The organism is Streptomyces sp. C1-1 (assembly GCF_050214755.1).
Classification (GTDB): domain Bacteria; phylum Actinomycetota; class Actinomycetes; order Streptomycetales; family Streptomycetaceae; genus Streptomyces.
This window is the reverse complement of sequence record NZ_CP189826.1, coordinates 6,388,533-6,407,394: the sequence shown is the minus strand read 5'-3', so window position 1 is coordinate 6,407,394 and position 18,862 is coordinate 6,388,533. Positions and strand designations below refer to the sequence as shown.

Annotated in this window: 18 protein-coding genes; 7 read left to right on the top strand and 11 right to left on the bottom strand. The window is 73.7% G+C overall.

Annotated elements, in window-relative coordinates; all coding sequences use genetic code 11:
• Positions 1 to 28: 28 nt before the first annotated feature.
• Both ACQF4J_RS29215 and ACQF4J_RS29210 read right to left on the bottom strand, forming a co-directional pair.
• Positions 29 to 757, bottom strand: coding sequence for a hypothetical protein (locus tag ACQF4J_RS29215; protein WP_351579169.1), 729 nt, complete (start codon positions 755 to 757; stop codon positions 29 to 31).
• A 1-nt stretch (position 758) separates the two neighbouring features.
• Entirely contained in the window at positions 759 to 1,286 is a 528-nt protein-coding gene (locus ACQF4J_RS29210) for an RNA polymerase sigma factor (RefSeq protein WP_272174043.1), read from the bottom strand.
• Between the two features lie 305 nt (positions 1,287 to 1,591).
• Here ACQF4J_RS29210 and ACQF4J_RS29205 point away from each other — a divergent pair, with 305 nt between their 5' ends.
• Positions 1,592 to 2,608 carry an aspartate-semialdehyde dehydrogenase gene (locus tag ACQF4J_RS29205; protein WP_351579173.1) on the top strand — a complete coding sequence of 339 codons (1,017 nt, stop codon included), beginning with the start codon at positions 1,592 to 1,594 and terminating at the stop codon, positions 2,606 to 2,608.
• Here ACQF4J_RS29205 and ACQF4J_RS29200 read toward each other — a convergent pair.
• Positions 2,605 to 3,075, bottom strand: coding sequence for a DUF1203 domain-containing protein (locus tag ACQF4J_RS29200; RefSeq protein ID WP_351579176.1), 471 nt, complete (start codon positions 3,073 to 3,075; stop codon positions 2,605 to 2,607). The two genes, ACQF4J_RS29205 and ACQF4J_RS29200, sit on opposite strands and share 4 nt — an antisense overlap.
• A gap of 120 nt (positions 3,076 to 3,195) precedes the next feature.
• Between ACQF4J_RS29200 and pepN the strand changes: the two genes are divergently transcribed.
• Positions 3,196 to 5,766 carry an aminopeptidase N gene (gene pepN, locus ACQF4J_RS29195; protein ID WP_351579179.1) on the top strand — a complete coding sequence of 857 codons (2,571 nt, stop codon included), beginning with the start codon at positions 3,196 to 3,198 and terminating at the stop codon, positions 5,764 to 5,766.
• 56 nt (positions 5,767 to 5,822) lie between these two features.
• On the opposite strand, the gene ACQF4J_RS29190 is transcribed toward pepN, so the two are convergent.
• The 3 genes from ACQF4J_RS29190 to ACQF4J_RS29180 form a co-directional block, all read right to left on the bottom strand.
• Positions 5,823 to 6,581: an SDR family NAD(P)-dependent oxidoreductase gene (locus tag ACQF4J_RS29190; protein ID WP_351579182.1), complete on the bottom strand. Its 759-nt coding sequence runs from the start codon at positions 6,579 to 6,581 to the stop codon at positions 5,823 to 5,825.
• A gap of 82 nt (positions 6,582 to 6,663) precedes the next feature.
• Positions 6,664 to 8,040, bottom strand: coding sequence for a sigma-70 family RNA polymerase sigma factor (locus tag ACQF4J_RS29185; RefSeq protein ID WP_351579185.1), 1,377 nt, complete (start codon positions 8,038 to 8,040; stop codon positions 6,664 to 6,666).
• Between the two features lie 82 nt (positions 8,041 to 8,122).
• Entirely contained in the window at positions 8,123 to 9,010 is an 888-nt protein-coding gene (locus tag ACQF4J_RS29180; RefSeq protein ID WP_351801900.1) for a LysR family transcriptional regulator, read from the bottom strand.
• 131 nt (positions 9,011 to 9,141) lie between these two features.
• On the opposite strand from ACQF4J_RS29180, the gene ACQF4J_RS29175 reads away from it, so the two are divergent.
• The gene (locus ACQF4J_RS29175) at positions 9,142 to 10,053 is read left to right on the top strand and encodes an SDR family oxidoreductase (RefSeq protein ID WP_351801902.1); all 912 of its coding nucleotides are present in this window, start codon (positions 9,142 to 9,144) and stop codon (positions 10,051 to 10,053) included.
• Here the strand turns inward: ACQF4J_RS29175 and ACQF4J_RS29170 are convergent.
• Together ACQF4J_RS29170 and ACQF4J_RS29165 are read right to left on the bottom strand one after the other, a co-directional pair.
• Positions 10,037 to 10,996 (bottom strand): EamA family transporter, encoded by a 960-nt coding sequence (locus tag ACQF4J_RS29170; protein ID WP_351579199.1) that lies wholly within the window; start codon positions 10,994 to 10,996, stop codon positions 10,037 to 10,039. The genes ACQF4J_RS29175 and ACQF4J_RS29170 overlap by 17 nt on opposite strands.
• Positions 10,993 to 12,324 (bottom strand): MFS transporter, encoded by a 1,332-nt coding sequence (locus ACQF4J_RS29165; protein ID WP_427167148.1) that lies wholly within the window; start codon positions 12,322 to 12,324, stop codon positions 10,993 to 10,995. The genes ACQF4J_RS29170 and ACQF4J_RS29165 overlap by 4 nt, the downstream gene beginning before the upstream one ends.
• 106 nt (positions 12,325 to 12,430) lie before the next feature.
• On the opposite strand from ACQF4J_RS29165, the gene ACQF4J_RS29160 reads away from it, so the two are divergent.
• Entirely contained in the window at positions 12,431 to 12,940 is a 510-nt protein-coding gene (locus ACQF4J_RS29160) for a MarR family winged helix-turn-helix transcriptional regulator (RefSeq protein WP_351579205.1), read from the top strand.
• A gap of 427 nt (positions 12,941 to 13,367) precedes the next feature.
• On the opposite strand, the gene ACQF4J_RS29155 is transcribed toward ACQF4J_RS29160, so the two are convergent.
• The 3 genes from ACQF4J_RS29155 to ACQF4J_RS29145 all read right to left on the bottom strand — a co-directional run bounded on the left by ACQF4J_RS29155 (position 13,368) and on the right by ACQF4J_RS29145 (position 16,047).
• Positions 13,368 to 13,631 (bottom strand): hypothetical protein, encoded by a 264-nt coding sequence (locus ACQF4J_RS29155; protein ID WP_351800451.1) that lies wholly within the window; start codon positions 13,629 to 13,631, stop codon positions 13,368 to 13,370.
• A 73-nt stretch (positions 13,632 to 13,704) separates the two neighbouring features.
• Positions 13,705 to 15,816, bottom strand: a complete 2,112-nt coding sequence (malQ, locus tag ACQF4J_RS29150; protein WP_351566029.1) for a 4-alpha-glucanotransferase — start codon at positions 15,814 to 15,816, stop codon at positions 13,705 to 13,707.
• Positions 15,817 to 16,047 (bottom strand): hypothetical protein, encoded by a 231-nt coding sequence (locus ACQF4J_RS29145; RefSeq protein ID WP_351566026.1) that lies wholly within the window; start codon positions 16,045 to 16,047, stop codon positions 15,817 to 15,819.
• Positions 16,048 to 16,249: 202 nt separating this feature from the next.
• Here ACQF4J_RS29145 and ACQF4J_RS29140 point away from each other — a divergent pair, with 202 nt between their 5' ends.
• Genes ACQF4J_RS29140 through ACQF4J_RS29130 form a run of 3 tightly spaced genes read left to right on the top strand, consistent with a single transcriptional unit; the run spans position 16,250 to position 18,830 of the window.
• Entirely contained in the window at positions 16,250 to 16,783 is a 534-nt protein-coding gene (locus tag ACQF4J_RS29140) for a PadR family transcriptional regulator (protein WP_351566023.1), read from the top strand.
• Positions 16,780 to 17,475 (top strand): ABC transporter ATP-binding protein, encoded by a 696-nt coding sequence (locus ACQF4J_RS29135; RefSeq protein ID WP_351566020.1) that lies wholly within the window; start codon positions 16,780 to 16,782, stop codon positions 17,473 to 17,475. Before ACQF4J_RS29140 ends, ACQF4J_RS29135 begins: the two co-directional genes overlap by 4 nt.
• Positions 17,472 to 18,830 carry an FtsX-like permease family protein gene (locus ACQF4J_RS29130; RefSeq protein ID WP_351800448.1) on the top strand — a complete coding sequence of 453 codons (1,359 nt, stop codon included), beginning with the start codon at positions 17,472 to 17,474 and terminating at the stop codon, positions 18,828 to 18,830. The genes ACQF4J_RS29135 and ACQF4J_RS29130 overlap by 4 nt, the downstream gene beginning before the upstream one ends.
• Positions 18,831 to 18,862 lie beyond the last annotated feature (32 nt).

Sequence of the window (18,862 nt, the reverse complement as noted above, 5' to 3'; positions counted from 1 at the left end):
GCGCCCGCCCTTCGCCGTCCCGGGCCCGTCAGCAGGTGAGGCCGGCCGACTGGGGCAGGGCACGCAGCAGGCCGGGGCGTTCACGGGCGATGTCCTTCTCCCCGACGAGGACGTAGTCCGGGGTGGCCGCCTGCCGCGGGACCGCGACCAGGACGCGGTCGCCCCGCTGCAGGTCCTTGCGGACGGCCTCCTCGTCGACCAGCAGCCTCAGCTCCCGTTGTCCCTTCTCCGGCTTGTACGACCGGGTCACGCGCAGGGTGATCCGCTCCTGCTCGGCGTTCCCCGGCACCTGGTCCACCCGGGTCACCTCGCCCTCGGCGACCAGGCCCGCGCAGGCGAGGTAGCCGGGGCTGGAGAACGGCGAGCGGGGAGCCGCGGAGTCGGCGGCCTTGGCGCCGGACGCACTGCTGGAGTCGGCGCTCATCCCGCCGCCGGCCTGCCCGAGCAGCCAGACCATGCCCGACAGCACGCCGGTGACGGCGGCGACGGCGAGGCCCGCGAAGGCGAACCTGCGCACCGGACGCCGGTCGCGGGGAACCCGTACCGCCGCGGGCCTCCGTCCCGGCCGCGGCTCGGCCGCCAGCGCGTCCCCGATCAGCCCGAGCTGCTCGCGCAGCAGCGCCACGTCGGCCTCGGCCCGCCGGTGCTCGGCGAGGAAGGCCGCGTCGGCGTCGTCCGGGGGCCGCTCGCCGGTGAGCGCGGCCATCAGCGCGTCGGTCCCGTCGTCCATCCCGTGGGTCTCGTGTTCGGCGGTCATCTCACACCACCTCGTCCTCGTGCAGGCGGGCGCGCAGGGCCCGGACCGCCGTGTGCAGCCTGCTCTTGACCGTGCCCTCCGGGACGCCCAGCTCCTGGGCGATCGAGCGGACGGGCAGGTCGGCGTAGAAGCGCAGGACGAGGACCTGACGCTGGGCGTCGGGCAGCTCGTCCAGTCCCTGGGCGACGGCCAGGGACAGCACGCTGGTGTCCTCGCCGGAGGGCTGCTCGTGCTGACGCAGGGAGGACAGCCGCTCCCCCAGCCGCTCCTGGCGCTTCTTGGCCCGGTGCCAGTCCATGGCCAGGTTGGAGGCGACGACCGCCGCCCACGCGGAGACGTCGCGCGGGGCCTCGTAGCCCTTCGCCGCCCGCTCCAGCAGCCGCAGGCGTACCTGCTGTACCCCGTCCGGCAGGTCCGCCTGCGGCACCCCGCCCAGCGCGAGCACTGCCCGCACCCGGCGTTCCTGAGCCGCGTCCAGGGGATCGCCGTGATCGTCCTCCTGGGCACGGCGGGCCTTTCTGCGCAGCACAAGCCACCCCCCTCACCGCGTTTCCTCTACGACGCAGCACCGCACGGAAACGTTCGCCGGATGTCCGCGCCGCGCGTCGAGGCGTACGTCACACCCGCGCCCCGAGCTGCACGGCTTGCGGCGAAGGGGGATCGTAGGACGAACTTCTCCAGCTCAGAAGGGGCGTGGCGGGAGTTTGGCAGCGGCCGCCCGGTCCGAGCCGTCCCGTTCCTCGGGCATGGCATGCAAAGAATTGGACAGGTAGCACCGGGTCGGCCGCATGATGGAAAAGCCGCAGACACCGAGAACATCCAGAAGGAGTCACCGTGAGGGTCGGAATCGTCGGAGCCACCGGTCAGGTCGGCACGGTCATGCGCAGGATCCTCACGGAGCGGAACTTCCCGGTCACCGAGCTCCGCCTGTTCGCCTCGGCCCGCTCCGCCGGGACGGAGCTGGACGGCGTGACGGTGGAGGACGCCGCGACCGCGGACTACACGGGCCTGGACATCGTGCTGTTCTCCGCGGGCGGTGCGACCTCGAAGGCGCTGGCCGAAAAGGTCGCCTCGCAGGGCGCCGTCGTGATCGACAACTCCTCCGCCTGGCGCAAGGACCCCGAGGTCCCGCTGGTCGTCTCCGAGGTGAACCCGCACGCGATCGCCGACCGCCCCAAGGGCATCATCGCCAACCCGAACTGCACGACGATGGCCGCGATGCCGGTCCTGAAGCCGCTGCACGCCGAGGCGGGCCTGGAGGCGCTGGTCGTCGCCACCTACCAGGCGGTGTCGGGTTCCGGCCTCGCGGGCGTGGCCGAGCTGCACGGCCAGACGCAGAAGGTCGTGGCCGACGCCGACAAGCTCACCCACGACGGCGCGGCGGTCGACTTCCCCGAGCCCGGCGTCTACAAGCGCCCCATCGCCTTCAACGTCCTGCCCTTCGCCGGCAACCTCGTCGACGACGGCCTGAACGAGACCGACGAGGAGCAGAAGCTCCGCAACGAGTCCCGCAAGATCCTGGAGATCCCCGAGCTGAAGGTCTCCGGCACCTGCGTCCGCGTCCCCGTCTTCTCGGGCCACTCCCTGCAGGTCAACGCCCGTTTCGCCCGCCCGATCAGCCCCGAGCGCGCCACCGAGCTGCTCGCCGGCGCACCGGGTGTCGCGCTCTCCGACATCCCGACCCCGCTGCAGGCCGCCGGACAGGACCCCTCCTTCGTCGGCCGCATCCGCGAGGACGAGACCGTCGACAACGGCCTCGCCCTGTTCATCTCCAACGACAACCTCCGCAAGGGCGCGGCCCTGAACGCGGTGCAGATCGCGGAGCTGGTGGCGGCGGAGCTCAAGGGCTAGGGCCTTTCGACCTCGTAGAGGAAGCAGCCGTACTCGACGGCCCGGACGTGGACGAGCACCACGGCCGGGTCGTCGAACGCTTTCCGGAAGGCGTCGTCGTCCGGGGCGTCGACAAGTTCCCCGCCCAGGATGTGCCCGTCGGCGGAGTAGCGGCGCAGGGTGCGGTGCGCGTTCGCGAACGGGTGGCCGTCGAGGTCGGGGCCCGCGCACTCCTCGGCGTGGATGAAGACGGGACCCTGCTCGTCGTAGGCCCCCGGTTCGGCGCCCGTCCGGGCCGCCCAGCGGCGCAGCGGCGCGTACGACACGAGGGCGATCCGCTCCCCCGGCGCGCTCCGGCGCAGACAGCAGCGCAAGGGCGCGCCGCCCTCGTCGTCGGTCACGGGGGCCATCGGGCGGCCCGCGTCGTCCGCGGCGCGCAGTTCCTTCAGGACGGTCGGGGGGACGGGTCGTGGGATGTAGGTCGTCATGGGTTCACGGTGACGCGCGGCCGCCGCGCTCACCGGCGGTAATTGGACATCGCGTTCTCCGCCGACGGCGTGGAAGGATGGCCGGACCGCCGAACCGACACATACCGAGGAGATGACCGCGTGCCTGGCACAAACCTGACCCGCGAAGAGGCTCAGCAGCGGGCGAAGCTGCTCACCGTCGAGTCGTACGAGATCGACCTCGACCTCTCCGGCGCGCAGGAGGGCGGTACGTACCGGTCCGTGACGACGGTGCGCTTCGACGTCGCGGAGAACGGCGCCGAGTCCTTCATCGACCTGGTGGCCCCCACGGTCCACGAGGTCACCCTGAACGGCGACGGGCTCGACCCGGCGGAGGTCTTCGCGGACTCCCGCATCGCCCTGCCCGGCCTGCTGGAGGGCCGCAACATCCTGCGCGTGGTCGCCGACTGCGCGTACACGAACACCGGTGAGGGCCTGCACCGCTTCGTCGACCCCGTCGACCAGCAGGCGTACCTCTACACCCAGTTCGAGGTGCCCGACGCCCGCCGGGTCTTCGCCTCCTTCGAGCAGCCGGACCTCAAGGCCACCTTCCAGTTCACGGTGAAGGCACCGGCCGGCTGGACCGTCATCTCCAACTCACCGACGCCCGAGCCCAAGGACGACGTCTGGGTGTTCGAGCCGACGCCGCGGATCTCGACGTACATCACGGCGCTGATCGTCGGCCCGTACCACTCCGTGCACAGCGTGTACGAGAACGACGGCCAGTCCGTGCCGCTGGGCATCTACTGCCGGCCCTCGCTCGCCGAGTACCTGGACTCCGACGCGATCTTCGAGGTCACGCGGCAGGGCTTCGAGTGGTTCCAGGAGAAGTTCGACTACGCCTACCCGTTCAAGAAGTACGACCAGTTGTTCGTGCCGGAGTTCAACGCGGGCGCGATGGAGAACGCGGGCGCGGTGACCATCCGCGACCAGTACGTCTTCCGGTCCAAGGTGACCGACGCCGCCTACGAGGTGCGCGGGGAGACGATCCTGCACGAGCTGGCCCACATGTGGTTCGGCGACCTGGTCACCATGGAGTGGTGGAACGACCTGTGGCTGAACGAGTCGTTCGCCACCTACACCTCCATCGCCTGCCAGGCGCACCACCCCGCCTCGCGCTGGCCGCACTCGTGGACGACGTTCGCCAACTCCATGAAGACGTGGGCCTACCGGCAGGACCAGCTGCCCTCCACCCACCCGATCATGGCCGAGATCCGCGACCTGGACGACGTCCTGGTCAACTTCGACGGCATCACCTACGCCAAGGGCGCCTCCGTCCTGAAGCAGCTCGTCGCCTACGTCGGCATGGACGAGTTCTTCAGCGGCGTGCAGGCGTACTTCAAGCGGCACGCCTACGGCAACACGCGCCTTTCCGACCTGCTCGGCGCGCTGGAGGAGACCTCCGGCCGCGACCTGGGGAACTGGTCGCAGAAGTGGCTGCAGACGGCCGGCATCAACGTCCTGCGCCCGGAGATCGAGACCGACGCCGAGGGCGTCGTCACCTCCTTCGCCATCCGCCAGGAGGCCCCGGCGCTCCCGGCGGGCGCGAAGGGCGAGCCGACGCTGCGGCCCCACCGCATCGCCATCGGCCTGTACGAGCTCGACGACGCGAGCGGCAAGCTGGTCCGCGAGCAGCGCGTCGAGCTGGACGTCGACGGCGAGCTGACCGCCGTACCGCAGCTGGTCGGCAAGCGCCGCCCGGCCGTTGTGCTGCTCAACGACGACGACCTGTCGTACGCCAAGGTCCGTCTCGACGAGCGCTCGCTGGCGTTCGTCACCGAGCACCTCGGCGACTTCGAGTCCTCGCTGCCGCGCGCCCTGTGCTGGGCGTCGGCCTGGGACATGACCCGGGACGCCGAGCTCGCCACCCGCGACTACCTGTCCCTCGTCCTGTCGGGCATCGGCAAGGAGTCCGACATCGGTGTCGTGCAGTCGCTGCACCGCCAGGTGAAGCTGGCGATCGAGATGTACGCCGCCCCGAGTGCCCGCGAGGCCCTGCTCACCCGCTGGACCGACGCGACGCTCGCGCACCTGCGCTCCGCCGAGCCGGGCGGTGACCATCAGCTGGCCTGGGCGCGCGCGTTCGCGGCCACGGCGCGTACGCCGGAGCAGCTGGACCTGCTGGAGGCGCTGCTCGACGGTTCGCAGACGGTCGAGGGGCTGACCGTCGACACCGATCTGCGCTGGGCGTTCGTGCAGCGGCTCGCGGCGGTCGGCCGGTTCGACGAGGCGGAGATCGCCGCCGAGTACGAGCGGGACAGGACGGCGGCGGGCGAGCGTCACGCGGCCAGCGCCCGCGCCGCCCGCCCGACGGCCGAGGCGAAGGCGGAGGCCTGGGCGTCGGTAGTGGAGTCCGACAAGCTGCCCAACGCCGTGCAGGAGGCGGTCATCGGCGGTTTCGTGCAGGCCGACCAGCGCGAGCTGCTGGCGCCCTACACGGAGAAGTACTTCGAGGTGGTCAAGGACATCTGGGGGTCCCGTTCGCACGAGATGGCCCAGCAGATCGCGGTGGGTCTGTACCCGGCGTTCCAGGTCTCGCGGGAGATCCTGGACCGCACGGACGCCTGGCTGGCCGACGCGGAACCGAACGCGGCGCTGCGCCGCCTGGTCTCGGAGTCCCGCTCGGGCGTGGAGCGCGCGCTGAAGGCGCAGGCGGCGGACGCGGCCGTCTAGTTCCCGGTACGACGGGCGCCCGGCGATCCGCCGGGCGCCCTTTCCCGTGCCTGCCGTCAGCGGGCGACCATTCCGCCGGTGACGTTGACGAAGGTGCCGGTGAGGCCGGCCGCGTGGTCGGAGGCGAGGAAGACGGCGGTGGCGGCGACCTCGGCGAGGGTCGGGTTGCGACGGGTCATGCGCATCCGGGCGAGGTTGTCGACGATGCCCTGGACGGCGGCGGCGTCGATGGCCGGGTTGACCGCGGACAGCTTCTCGACGGAGAACGTCTCCGGCACCCCGGCCGCCCACATCCCCACCGCCCGCACCCCGCGCGGCCCCAGCTCGATCGCCAGGTTCCGCACGAGCGTGTCGATCGCGGCGTCGGCGGGGCCGGTCCCGCCCATCATCGGGCTGCCGTGCGCGGAGCCGCTGTTGAGGGTGAGGATCACCCCGGAGCCGCGCTCGGCCATCCGGCGGCCGGCCGCTCGGGCGGTGAGGAAGTTGGCGCGCAGTCCGTCGGTCACGGGCCGCAGGAAGTCGTCCACGGGCATCTCGGTGAGCGGGGCGCCCTGCACGTCGCCGCGCGTGACCAGGTTGAAGGAGATGTCGACGTCACCGACGCGCGCGAGGTGCTCCTCCACGGCCGCCTCGTCGAGCGCGTCCACCACGGCGACCTCGGCGTCCTTGATGTCGGCGGCCGCCGCCTCCAGCGTCTGGCGGGTGCGTCCCACCAGGTGGAGGCGGGCGCCCTCGGCGGCGAAGGCGCGGGCGACCGCACCGCCGATCGAGCCGCCGGCGCCGTAGACGATCGCGGTCTTGTCGGTGAGCAGCATGGTGATCTCCTGAGGAAAGGCGTTCCGTGTCGGTCGGACATACAGACGCACGGGACCGCGATCGCTCATCGGTCGGATGGGATCACAGCCGCAGCGGCAGGCCGAAGGCCGGGAACAGGTGCGGCTCGAAGGAGGTGATCTCCACGATCCGGTCGTCGGCGTCGAAGCGCAGCACGTCGAGGACCTGGGCGCGGTAGACGTTCGTGCCGGGCCTGCGGACGTAGCCGCCCGCCGCGAGCTGACCGTTGGCGCGGGCGGGCAGGTGCCGCCAGTGGCCGAAGAACATGGGGGACGCGGGGTCGAGGGTGGGCCGCAGGAACTCGACGAGGGCGTCCCGGCCGGTGAACCAGAAGGGGTTGGGCGGCATCGTCAGCGTGACGTCCTTGCTGAGCAGGTCGGTCATCGCGGTGAAGTCGAGCGTCCGGGCCGCGGTCATGTACTCGTGCAGAACGGTGCGCTGGGACTCCGTGGGTTCCGCGGTGCGCCAGTCGGCACGCCGGCCGGGCAGGTGGTCGCGGAGGGTGGGGCGGGCGCGCTGCAGGGCGCTGTTGGCGGAGGCGACGGTCAGGCCGAGGGCCTCGGCGGTCTCGGCGGCGGACAGGCCGAGCACGTCCCGCAGGATCAGCACGGCGCGCTGGCGGGGCGGCAGGTGCTGGATCGCGGCGAGGAAGACCAGCTCAAGGGTCTCCCGGGAGACCGCGGCGGCCTCGGGCTGTTCCTCGGCGGAGGGCAGTTCGTCGTCGGGGTAGGGCTGGAGCCAGGTGAGGCGGGCGGGGGGTTCGCCGGTGCCGTGGTTCATGCCGGGGACCGGCTCGTAGCGCTGGGGGCGGCGCGCGGTGCGACGCTGGAAGTCCAGGCAGGTGTTGGTGGCGATGCGGTACAGCCAGGTGCGGGCGCCGGCCCGCCCCTCGAACGCGTCCCGGGCCCGCCAGGCCCGCAGGAACGTCTCCTGCACGAGGTCCTCGGCGTCGTCGTAGGAGCCGGTCATGCGGTAGCAGTGGACCTGGATCTCGCGGCGGTGGGACTCGGCGAGGGCGGCGAAGTCGGCCTCATCGAGGGCGGAGGAGGGTTTCGTCACGGATGCTCGCGTGACGCTTTCCTCGGCGGCCGCCCGCGTGACGTTTCCCGTGCCGTCTTCCGTCACGGCCGTCGGTGTGACGGAATCGTTCGCGGTGTCCCGGGCGACCCGGGCGACGCGCCTGAGCCGGGCGACGGACGCCGACAGCTCGGTCACCCCGGAGTAGAGGACGGACGCCGGCCGCGGCACCAGCTCCGTCACCCGGCGCCCGATGTCGTCGATCAGCCCCTGCACACCGGCCCCGGCGCCGGCCGCGTTCCCCTGCCGCTCCCGGTAGGCCTTCTGCCGGCACGCGGCCGAGCAGTACACGGAGCTGCGGCCGGTGCGGCCCGCCCGGGCGGGCAACGGCTTGCCGCAGCTGGCACAGACGTCGGCGACCACGGGCACCTCCGGGGCTGGGCGCGTTGCGTCACACGGGGACGGAGTGACGCTATCGCGGTGCGGGCCCGCGGGGGAGCCTCGGTCACACCGGTTCGGCCGGCCCGGTGAGGTGGGTGCGGGCGACCTTGCGGAACGCGGTCACCAGACGGCCGCGGTCGCCGGCCCGGGTGGCGAGGGCGACCTGGCTGGGCTCGACGCCGTGCAGCGGGACGGCGGTGAGGTCGGGGCGCAGCCGGACGCCGGTCGGGTACGCCGTGACGACCAGGGCCTCCCCGGCGGCGACGACCTCGAACTTGTCCTCCAGGTCCGCGATCTCGGGACCGTCGGGCACCGGGCGGCCGTCCGGCCGGGGTTCCAGCCGCCAGAAGGCCGCCCAGGCGGGGTCGGCGCCGATGATCCGGGGCATCGGCTCGTCCGCGATGTCGTCGACGGTCACGGACTCCTTGCCGGCCAGCCGGTGATCGACGGGGACCACCACGGCCCTGGGCTCGTCGTAGAGGACGGTCATGTCCAACTGGTCGGTGGCCAGGGGCAGCCGGGTCACCACGGCGTCCACCCGGTGTCCGAGCAGCGCCGCGCGCCCCTCGTCCCAGCCCAGGTGCCGGCTGCGGACGTCGGCCTCCGGATGCCGGCGCCGCATCTCGCGCACGGCCGCGGTGACGATGAGACCGCTGGTGAAACCGACGGTGAACCGGCCGGGCCGGGCGGTTGCGCGGGCCTCGGCGGCGGCCTGCTCGGCGGAGCGCAGCAGCGCCTTCGCGCGGGGCAGGAACGCCTCGCCGGCCTCGGTGAGCCGGGTGCCGCGCGGCGTGCGGTCCAGCAGCCGGGCGCCGACCTGCTGCTCCAGACCGACGATCTGGCGGCTCAGGGAGGGCTGGGTGATGTGCAGGGCCGCGGCGGCCCGTCCGAAGTGGCGGTGCTCGGCGACGGCGGTGAAGTAACGGACCAGACGGAGGTCGAGGTCGGCCATGCGTCCAGCCTACTCACCTGGGGTGATGCCCCAACCGTATTGCGCCATGCGAAACAGGCCTTGGACGCGGGCCTCGGCCCTTCCGGAGGATGGAGTCACATCCACTCCATCCCTTCGAAGGGCGCTCAGTCATGCGCGTATTCGTCACAGGCGCCACCGGTTTCATCGGTTCCGCCGTGGTCCGCGAACTCCTCGACGCCGGTCACGAGGTCACCGGTCTCGCCCGCTCCGACGCGTCGGCCGAGGCGCTGAGGGCGGTCGGGGCCGGCGTGCACCGCGGGGACCTCGCCGATCCGGCCACGCTCGCCGAGGGTGCGGCCGCGGCCGACGGCGTCGCCCATCTCGCCTTCATCCACGACTTCTCCGGCACCTTCGACTTCGCCGCCGCGTGCGCGGCCGACCTGCGGGCGATCGAGACGATCGGGGCGGCGCTGGAGGGCTCGGACCGGCCCTTCGTGATGGCCTCGGGCACGGCGCTGCTGCCGGCGGGGCGGGTCAACACCGAGGAGGACACGGCCGCGCCGGAGTCGTTCGGGGCGGTCCGGGGACACAACGAGGACGTGGCCGTGGCGCTGGCGGACCGCGGGGTGCGGTCCGCCGCCGTGCGGTTCCCGCCGACCGTGCACGGCCGGGGCGACCACGGCTTCATCGCGATGCTGGTCGCGCTCGCCCGGGAGAAGGGCTTCGCCGGCTACGTCGGCGACGGCGCCAACCACTGGCCCGCCGTGCACCGCTCGGACGCCGGCCGCCTGGTCCGGCTCGCCCTGGAGTCGGCGTCGGCGGGCAGCCGCCTGCACGCCGTGGGCGAGGAGGGCATCCCGTTCCGCGACATCGCCGCCGCCATCGGCCGCCACCTGGACCTGCCGGTGCGGTCCCTCGCACCCGAGGAGGCGGAGTCCCACTTCGGCTGGCTCGGCCACATCGTCCCCCTCGACGTACCGACGTCGAACGCGCTGACCCGGAAGTGGCTGTCCTGGGAGCCGACGGGCCCGGGCCTGCTGGAGGACCTGGAGGAGGGGCACTACTTCAGCGCGTCGGTGTAGGTGAGGGCGCGGGCGAAGCCGCAGGTGAGGGCGTAGGCGCTGGGCGGGGTGCGTCCTTCGGGGCGGTTCCGCCCGCGACACGGGACGCAGGCGCACGGGTCCCCGACTGTCCGGCCACCGTCGCCCCGAACGCCAGGGCCATTCCCGCCAGTTGGACGGGCGTGAGGGCCTGGCCGAGGGCCGCCCAGCCGACGATCGCGGCGGTGAGCGGGGAGAGGGGGCCGAGGAAGGTGACCTGCGTGGCGGTCAGGCGGCCGATGCCGCGGAACCAGAGCCAGTAGGCGACGGCCGTGTTGGCCAGGGCGAGGTAGAGGTAACCGCCGATCGCACGGGCGTCCAGCGCGGGCGGGGCGCCCTCGACGAGGAGGGCGAGCGGGGCGATGAGCAGCCCTCCGGCCGTGAGCTGCCAGCCGGTGAGGGCGAGCGGGCCCACGCCCTCGGGGCGCCCCCACTTCTTGGTCAGCACCGTGCCGGTGGACATCGACGCGGTCGAGGCGAGGGCGGCCAGGACGCCGACGGGATCGAGCGCCCCGGCCGCCCGCAGGACGACGAGACTGACGCCGAACGCCGCCACGGCCCCGGCGAGCAGGGCCCGCCGCGTCGGCCGCTGTCCCAGCAGCAGCGCCGACAGCCCGACCACGAACAGCGGCCCGACCGAGCCGACGACGGCCGCCATGCCGCCGGGCAGGCGGTACGCGGACAGGAACAGCAGCGGGAAGAACGCGCCGATGTTCAGCGCGCCGAGCACGCCCGACCGCCACCACCAGGCTCCGCGCGGCAGCACCCGGCCGACGGCCAGCAGGACCAGCCCCGCGGGAAGGGCGCGCGCCAACGCGGTGAACAGCGGCCGGTCGGCCGGCAGGAACTGGGTGGTGACGGCATAGGTGGTGCCCCAGGAGACGGGCGCGAGGGCGGTGACCAGGGCGGTGCCGGAGCGTTTCATGACCGGGTTCCTTCGGCGGGGCGGGGGATGAGCGGTGCGTGGCCGGCTGCGGCACCCGGCGTGGCCGGAGTCGCCGGGGTGGCCGCTCGGACGACCGTGGTCGTGGTGGGGCGTACCGCGTCGGCCGGCAGGTGTCGTTCCGTGCGGATCAGGAGGGCCGCCGCCACGGCCGAGGTGAGGACGAGGACCGCCCAGGGCGCCCGGCCGTCCACCGCGAGCAGTGCCGTGAACAGCGAGGGCGCCACGGCCTTCGCCAGTGACCAGGACATCTGGTACGCCGCCAGGTACCGGCCGCGCACCGCCTCGGGGGCCGCCGCCACGGCGAGGACCTCGGCGGCGGGGCTGTGGATCAGCTCGCCGAGGGTGTAGACGAGGACCACGGCGACCAGGGCCCCGCCCAGCACCGCAGCCGAGCCCGGGCGCAGGGTGCCCAGCGCGATCTGCGCGAGGAACGCGGCCGCGAACAGGGCGCCGCCGAGCGCCGCCGCCCGGGTGCGCCGCGCCCCGGCCCGGCGCACCCGCCCGCCGACGAACACCCCGGCCACCGCGCACAGCACGGTGTTGATCGTGAACGCGGCGCCGGTGAGCACCGCGGGCCCGTGCAGCCACTCCACGATGAACAGCGGGAAGAGCACCGACAGCGCCGAATAGCTCAGCGCGTTCAGGAAGTTGGCGCCGGTGACCACCAGGAAGGGCCGGTCGGCCAGCACCAGCCGGTAGCCGGCCCCGGCTCCGCGGGCCGCCGCGCCACCGGCCGCGGGCAACGGGCGCAGAGGTGCAAGCAGCAGCGCGGCGAGGGCGAAGGACAGGGCGTTGCCCCAGGCCGCGTAGGTGTAGCCGGCGCTGCCCGCGAGCGCGATGACGAGTGTGGCGAGCAGGGCACCGGCGCCGTTGCCGCCGTTCTGCATCGCCCGGTTGGCGGCCTGCAGCCGGTCCCGCCCGGCGCGCCGCGCCACCTCGCCGAGCAGCGACGACTGTACGGCGGGGAAGGCGCGGTCGGCCGCGGCGGTGACCAGGGCGACCGCGGCGAAGGCGGCGAGGGAGCCGGCGAAGGGGTACAGGGCGAAGCCGACGGCCCGCACCCCGTACAGCGCGAGCTGGACGCGCCGCGCGCCGAACCGGTCGACGGCCGCGCCGGCCAGCGGCAGCGCGGCGATCCCGGCGAGCCCCGTCACGGTGAGCACCAGGCCGACGGTGGTGAAGGACAGGCCGGTGACGTGATGGAAGAAGACCAGCGTGAACGGCACGTACATGCCGGTGCCGACGCCGTTGACGGCGGCGGCGACGGGCAGGGCCCACTGGCCGGGAATGCGCTCGGGTTTCTCCACGGTCGACCCCTCCACAGTTAGCTTGACCCTAATTAGCTTAGCGCTAAGCAACTTGCCGTCAAGCTACTTTCTTGCGGCCGACCGGAACCCTGCGGATACTCGGGGTATGAGTGCAGAGCGCAAGGACGCGGTCGACGCGATCATCGACCAGTGGGCGCGGGCGCGGCCCGACCTCGACACCAGGGCGATGGAGGTCTTCGGACGCATCTACCGGCTCTCGCGCACCATGGGCGACCGCATGGAGAAGGCGTACGCCCCCTACGGCATCTCACGAGGCGAGTTCGACGTCCTGGCCACCCTGCGCCGCTCCGGGGAGCCCTACACCCTTTCACCGCGTCAGCTCTCGGCGACCCTGATGCTCACCACGGGCGGCATGACCGGCCGTCTCGACAAGCTCGAACGCGCCGGCCTCCTGCGCCGCTCCCCCGACCCGCACGACCGCCGGGCCCTCCAAGTGACGCTCACGGAGAAGGGGTTGGAGGTCATCGACCAGGCGGTCGGCGCGGGACTGGCCGTCCAGACGGAGGCGCTGTCCACGATGGACGACGAACAGGCCGGCCAACTGGCCGATCTGTTGCGGGAGTTGCTGGCGGGGACGCAGGGGGCGGAGCGCTAGACCCCGGCCCTCAGCCGACGTGACGGACGAGCGCGTCCTCGATGCCCGCCGTGTCCGTCGAGTCCGCCGCACCTCGCGGCGGGCCGGGGTGACGGTGTTGAGGAAAGTGGTGAGCGCACTGCGCAGGCCTGGTGGGTGTCGAGCGGCGCCGGGCCCGCGTGGCCGTTCACGACCTGGGCGAGCGACGCGGCTGCTCGGGCTGGCGCTGACCCGCTGCATCCTGCGGATCCCGCCGGGCGTGGCGCTGCACCGCACGGAGATCGAGGCGTGGCCGGCGTCGACGCTCCAGCGGTATCCGACCGCGCCGAGCCCCTGAAACGCACGAGGGCGCCGACCTCGCCGTACGCAGGATGATCACGCGTGCGTACGGCGAGGTCGGCGCCCTCGGGGAAAGGCGTCGGGAAAGCCTTCGGGACAGGCCGTCGGGTCAGGCCTTGACGTCGATGTCGGAGCTGGTCCTGGCCTGCCGGTCGTGGGACCGGTCCAGCACCATGACCAGGCCCGCGATGATCGCGAACAGGGCGATCGGGAGGGCCACGTAGAGGCCCAGCGTCTCGATGACGCTCAGGCCGTTGCCGGGGTCGTCGCCGTCGTCGCGGGTGAGCGCGAGCGCGGGGGACGACATGAGCAGCATCATCAGCGTCGTGCCGGAGGCCAGGGCGCCGGCGCGCAGGGCGTTCTTCTTGTCCACGGGCCAAAAGTATCCAACGCCGTTCGGGGCCGCGCGTCCGGGGTGCCGTACGGGGACATCGCGGCCCGCCCGGTCATCCGGGTCCCCGTCGGCCCCGCCCGCCGGAACCCGCGTCCCGCACCACCTCCAGCAGGGCGTGCAGGCGCCCGCTGCCCGCCAGCTCCTCCAGTGTCACCGGCCTGCCCTCGGCGTCCGCGATCGGCAGCCGCCAGTTCGGGTACTGGTCCCAGGTGCCGGGCAGGTTCTGCGGCCGGCGGTCGCCGACGCAGTCCGGCAGCCAGACCCCCACCATCCGGGCGGGCGTGCGCAGCAGGAACCGGTGCACGGCCTGGATGCGGGCCTCCTCCTCGGAGGCGCCGTGGGTGCCTCCCGTGCCGTCGAGCAGGCCGAGCCGGGCGAGGAACGCCAGCCACTCCCCCGCGTCGGCCGCGGCCTCGGCCCGTTCCTCCTCCACCGGCCGGGTCAACAGCCCCAGCCGGTCGCGTAGCTCGACGTGGTCCCCGGTGAGGCGGGAGGCGGTCGGCGGCAGGTCGTGGGTGGTGGCGGTGGCCAGGCAGTCGGCGCGCCAGGCCTCGGGCGGCAGGGGGCGGCCGTCGCCCTCCCAGTCGCGCTCGAACCACAGCACGGAGGTGCCGAGCACGCCCCGTTCGCGCAGCCGGTCGCGCACGCCGGGCTCGACCGTCCCCAGGTCCTCCCCGATGACGACCGAGCCCGCGCGGGAGGCCTCCAGCACCAGGACGGCGAGCATCGCCTCGGCGTCGTAGCGGACGTAGGTGCCCTCGGTGGGCGGATGCCCCTGGGGCACCCACCAGAGGCGGAACAGGCCCATGACGTGGTCGATGCGCAGGGCGCCGGCGACGCGGAAGAGGGCCTGGAGCAGGCGCCGGTAAGGCTGGTAGCCGGACTCGGCCAGGCGGTCCGGGCGCCAGGGCGGCAGGCCCCAGTCCTGGCCGCGCGCGTTGAAGGCGTCGGGGGGTGCGCCGACCGACATCCCGGCGGCGAAGTACTCCTGCTGCGCCCAGGCGTCGGCGCCACCGGGGTGCACCCCGACCGCGAGGTCGTGCACGATCCCGACCGGCATCCCGGCCTCGCGGGCCGTGCGCTGGGCTGCGGTGAGCTGGGTGTCGGTGAGCCAGGCGAGACGGCAGTGGAAGTCGACCCGGTCCATCAGCTCTGCGCGGGCGCGGGCGGTCTCGGGCGAGCGCGGATCGCGCAGGCCCTCGGGCCAGCCGCTCCAGTCCGGCCCGTGCACCTCGGCCAGGGCGTTCCAGGTGGCGTGGTCCTCCAGGGCCTCGCCCTCCCGGGCGAGGAAGTCGGCGTATGCGGCGCGCCGTCCCGGTCCGAGCGGCACCGCGTGAACGAGTTCCAGTGCCTCGCGCTTGAGTTCCCAGACGGCGTCCCGGTCGATCAACGCGTCCTTGTCCAGGACCGATGCGCGCAGCCGTCCGGCCCGCTCCAGCAGTCCCCGCACCCGCTCGGGGTCCTGGACGTAGGCGAACTCGGGGACGTCCTCGACGCGCAGGTGCACGGGGTCGGGGAAGCGGCGGGAGGAGGGGCGGTACGGGGAGGGGTCGGTGGGGGCGCCGGGCACGGCCGCGTGCAGGGGGTTGACCTGGACGAAGCCGGCACCGAGCGCGCGGCCGGCCCAGGCGGTGAGCTCGCCGAGGTCACCGAGGTCGCCCATGCCCCAGGAGCGCCGGGAGAGCAGGGAGTAGAGCTGGACGAGCAGGCCGTACGAGCGTGACGTGGGCGTGGGCAGCCGGGGCGGGGCGACGACCAGGTGGGCGTCGGCGGTGCGGCCGTCGGGCGCGGTGGCCGTCAGGCGGTGGACGCCGGGCGGGAGCCGGTCGGCGGAGGAACGCGTCTCGCCCTGTTCGGTCTCGATGTGCAGCCGGGTGCCGGCCGGGAGGGCGGCGAGCGCGGGGGACTCGGCGTCCGCCCAGCGCACCACGGTCGGCGGCAGCAGTCGTGCGGCCAGTTCGCGTTCGCGGGCGGTGAGTGCGGCGCGGGTCGCCTCCTCGGTGCTCGCGTCGACGCCGAGCGCGGCGAGGGCGAGGGTGACGGCGGTGGCAGAGGCGGCGACCGTGCGGTCGGGGGACGGGCTGTAGGAGGTGGCGACGCCGTGCAGCTCGGCGAGGCGGGACAGCTCGTGGGAGGGCGGTGCGGCCGGCCCCTGCGTCGTCATCTAGGGCCTCGCGGCTTCCAGTTCGAAAGCCGCCGACTCGCTGGTCAGGGGCGGTGCGTCGGCGAGCGGGGGTTCGCTGGTGAGGGGCTCGGCGTCGGGCAGCGGCGGCTCACTGGTGAGCGGGATCTCGGCGCGGGCGCCCTCGGCGCTGAACACGCAGAAGTGCGGTTCGTGGGCCGGGGAGGGCAGGTGCGCCACGGGTTTGGAGAGGGGGTGTGCCGGAGCGGCCACGAGGGGCCTCCTTGTCGGGTACGACGGCCTTGCGGACTACCGCAGCCCTACCCAGTGGACGCGGTGGCAGACGTACGGGAAGGAACTAGGTGCCTCTTGTCACATTCTGCGCCACTTCGGCACCGGAGACCGCCCACCGATCGCCTGGGATGACCACGATCACTATTCACTCAGTACATGTATCGAGTGCATAATGATCGGCATGAGCACCCGCCACATCCTGCTGGGGCTGCTCGCCTCGGGGCCGAGCCATGGCTACGACCTGAAGCGACGCCACGACGAACGTTTCCCGCAGGCCCGCCCGCTGGCCTACGGGCAGGTCTACACGACCCTGCAGCGCCTGGTCCGCGACGGACTCGCGGAGGTGGAGGGCACCGGCGCGGACGGCGGCCCGGAGCGGACGACGTACCGCTCGACCGACGACGGGTCGCGTGAACTGGCGCGCTGGGCCGGGGAGATCGCTCCGCCCGCCCCCTTCGTGACGAACGAGATCTTCGCGAAGGTCGTCGTGTCGATCCTGTCGGGCGGCGACGCGGAGGCCTATCTGCGGGCCCAGCGCGCCGCGCACATGGAGCGGATGCGGGAGCTCACGGCGGTGAAGACCGCCAAGGGCGCCGATCTGGCGAGCGTGCTCTCGGCGGACTACGCCCTCAACCACCTCGACGCCGACCTCCGCTGGATGACCACGACGGCGGCCCGGCTCACCACTTTGACCGCGGAGGTAGACGCAGCATGAGCAAGGAGGACAGCGCGGTGCCGCTTCTGGCGGCCCGCGACCTGACCAAGACGCACGGCAGGACCCGGGCCCTGGGCGGCGCCTCGGTGGAGCTGGGCGCCGGCGAGATCCTCGCCGTGACCGGGACCAGCGGCAGCGGGAAGTCCACGCTGCTGCACTGCCTCGCCGGGATCGTCCGGCCGGACGCGGGCTCGGTGACGTATGCCGGACAGCGCCTGGACCAGCTGCCGGAGAAGCGGCTGAGCGAACTGCGGCGGACCGACTTCGGGGTGGTGTTCCAGTTCGGGCAGCTGATCCCGGAGCTGACGGCGCTGGACAACGTGGCGCTGCCGCTGATGCTGGCGGGCACCTCCCGCGGGGACGCCCGGGCGCGGGCCGGCGAATGGCTGGAACGGTTCGGCGTACGCGGCCAGGGGGAGCTGCGCCCGGGCGAGATGAGCGGCGGCCAGGCCCAGCGCACGGCCCTTGCGCGCGCCCTGGTCACCGGCCCGCGCGTCGTCTTCGCGGACGAGCCGACGGGAGCGCTGGACTCCCTGGCGACCGAACAGGTCATGACGGCCCTGGCCCACACCGCCCGCGAGGCGGGCACGGCCGTCCTGCTGGTCACGCACGACGACCAGGTGGCGGCGTATGCGGACCGCGAGATCCGGCTGACCGACGGCGCCGTGGCGGTGGCGGGGGTGACGGCGTGAGCACGGACCTGCGACTGGCCTGGCTCCTCACCCGCGGCTCGGACCGACGGGAGTGGTGGCGGGTATTGCTGACGGCGCTCGGGGCGGCCCTGGCCACGGGTATCGGGTTCACCATCGTCGTGCTCACCTCGGTGGAGGGGTACTACTCCGTGTCGGTGGGGTCGGGGCTGCTGGACTCCGCGAGCGACCGCGGGAACGTGAGCGTCGCGCTGGGCCTGCTGCTCATCCCGGTGCTCGGGTTCCTCGGCCAGTGCGCGCGCATCGGCGCGGTGCACCGCGACCGGCGGCTGGCGGCGCTGCGCCTCGCGGGGGCCACGCCCTGGCAGACGCGGCGGATCGCGGCGCTGGAGTCGGGGCTCGCCTGCCTGGCCGGTTCGCTGCCGGCCGCCGCCGTAGCCGTACCGCTGCTGTCGCGCCTGTGGCGGCACCCGACCCCCGCGGCCTGGACCGGCATCGCCGTGGTCGCCGTGGCCGTACCGGTCCTGGGAGCGGCCGTGAGCGCCCTGGCCCTGCGCCGGGTGGTGGCGTCGCCGCTGGGCCGGGTGCGGCGGACGCGGCCCACGCGGGCTCCGGGGCGGCTGTTCCGGACGGTGACCTGCCTGCTCGCCGCCACGACCCTGTTCATCCTGGTGGCGCCGGTGTTCAGCGACTCCTCGCTGTTCGACTTCGGTCCGGTGGCGGTGTTCGTCCTGGCGCTGCTGCTCAGCTGCACCGCGGTGTGGCTGACCGGCTCCTCGTCCCGGCAGCTGGGCGAGGGCCTGGCCGCCCGCACCCGGCGACCGGCGGTCCTGATCGCGGCGGAACGGCTGCGCGAGGACCCCTGGGCGGCCGCCCGGACGCATGCGGGGGTGCTGCTCGTGACGATCCTCGGCTCCGGCTTCGCGGGGGTCCGGCAGGTGCTGCTCACGGAGCTGCACCACAGGAGCGGCAAGGGCTCCCTGGCGGCTCCCCTGTCCTACTACACGACGGGCCTGGACCTGACGGCCGCCGCGCTCCTCGTCGGCCTCGCGCTCGTCCTGACGGCGCTCGCCGTCGGCACCGCCGAGTCCCTGGCCACCCGGCGCCGCGGCCTGGCCGCGCAGGCCGCGGCCGGCGTACCGCGGTCGGTACTGGCCCGGGCGCTGCTGCTGGAGACCGCGCTGCCGCTGGCGCCCGCGGTCGCGGTGGCCGGCGTCGGCGGCTTCGGGATCGGCGCCTGGTACGCCTCGCTCGCCTCCGACACCGTCGTGGCGCCGATGCCGTACCTGCCCCTGCTGATCCCCGTCGCCGTCTACGCGGCCTGCCTGCTGGCGGCGGCCTGCTCACTGCCGCTGCTGCACCGCTCCGTCCGCCCCGCCGAGCTGCGCTACGCGTGACGGTGCGGCCCGGGAGCGCGGGGGGCTCCCGG

Excerpts from the sequence above, each read along its gene's own strand:
- ACQF4J_RS29215 (WP_351579169.1), bottom strand. The coding sequence starts at position 757 with ATGACCGCCGAACACGAGACCCACGGGATGGACGACGGGACCGACGCG.
- ACQF4J_RS29200 (WP_351579176.1), bottom strand. The coding sequence starts at position 3,075 with ATGACGACCTACATCCCACGACCCGTCCCCCCGACCGTCCTGAAGGAA.
- ACQF4J_RS29190 (WP_351579182.1), bottom strand. The coding sequence starts at position 6,581 with ATGCTGCTCACCGACAAGACCGCGATCGTCTACGGCGCCGGCGGCTCG.
- ACQF4J_RS29180 (WP_351801900.1), bottom strand. The coding sequence starts at position 9,010 with ATGGCCGACCTCGACCTCCGTCTGGTCCGTTACTTCACCGCCGTCGCC.
- ACQF4J_RS29175 (WP_351801902.1), top strand. The coding sequence starts at position 9,142 with ATGCGCGTATTCGTCACAGGCGCCACCGGTTTCATCGGTTCCGCCGTG.
- ACQF4J_RS29170 (WP_351579199.1), bottom strand. The coding sequence starts at position 10,996 with ATGAAACGCTCCGGCACCGCCCTGGTCACCGCCCTCGCGCCCGTCTCC.
- ACQF4J_RS29160 (WP_351579205.1), top strand. The coding sequence starts at position 12,431 with ATGAGTGCAGAGCGCAAGGACGCGGTCGACGCGATCATCGACCAGTGG.
- malQ (WP_351566029.1), bottom strand. The coding sequence starts at position 15,816 with ATGACGACGCAGGGGCCGGCCGCACCGCCCTCCCACGAGCTGTCCCGC.
- ACQF4J_RS29140 (WP_351566023.1), top strand. The coding sequence starts at position 16,250 with ATGAGCACCCGCCACATCCTGCTGGGGCTGCTCGCCTCGGGGCCGAGC.
- ACQF4J_RS29135 (WP_351566020.1), top strand. The coding sequence starts at position 16,780 with ATGAGCAAGGAGGACAGCGCGGTGCCGCTTCTGGCGGCCCGCGACCTG.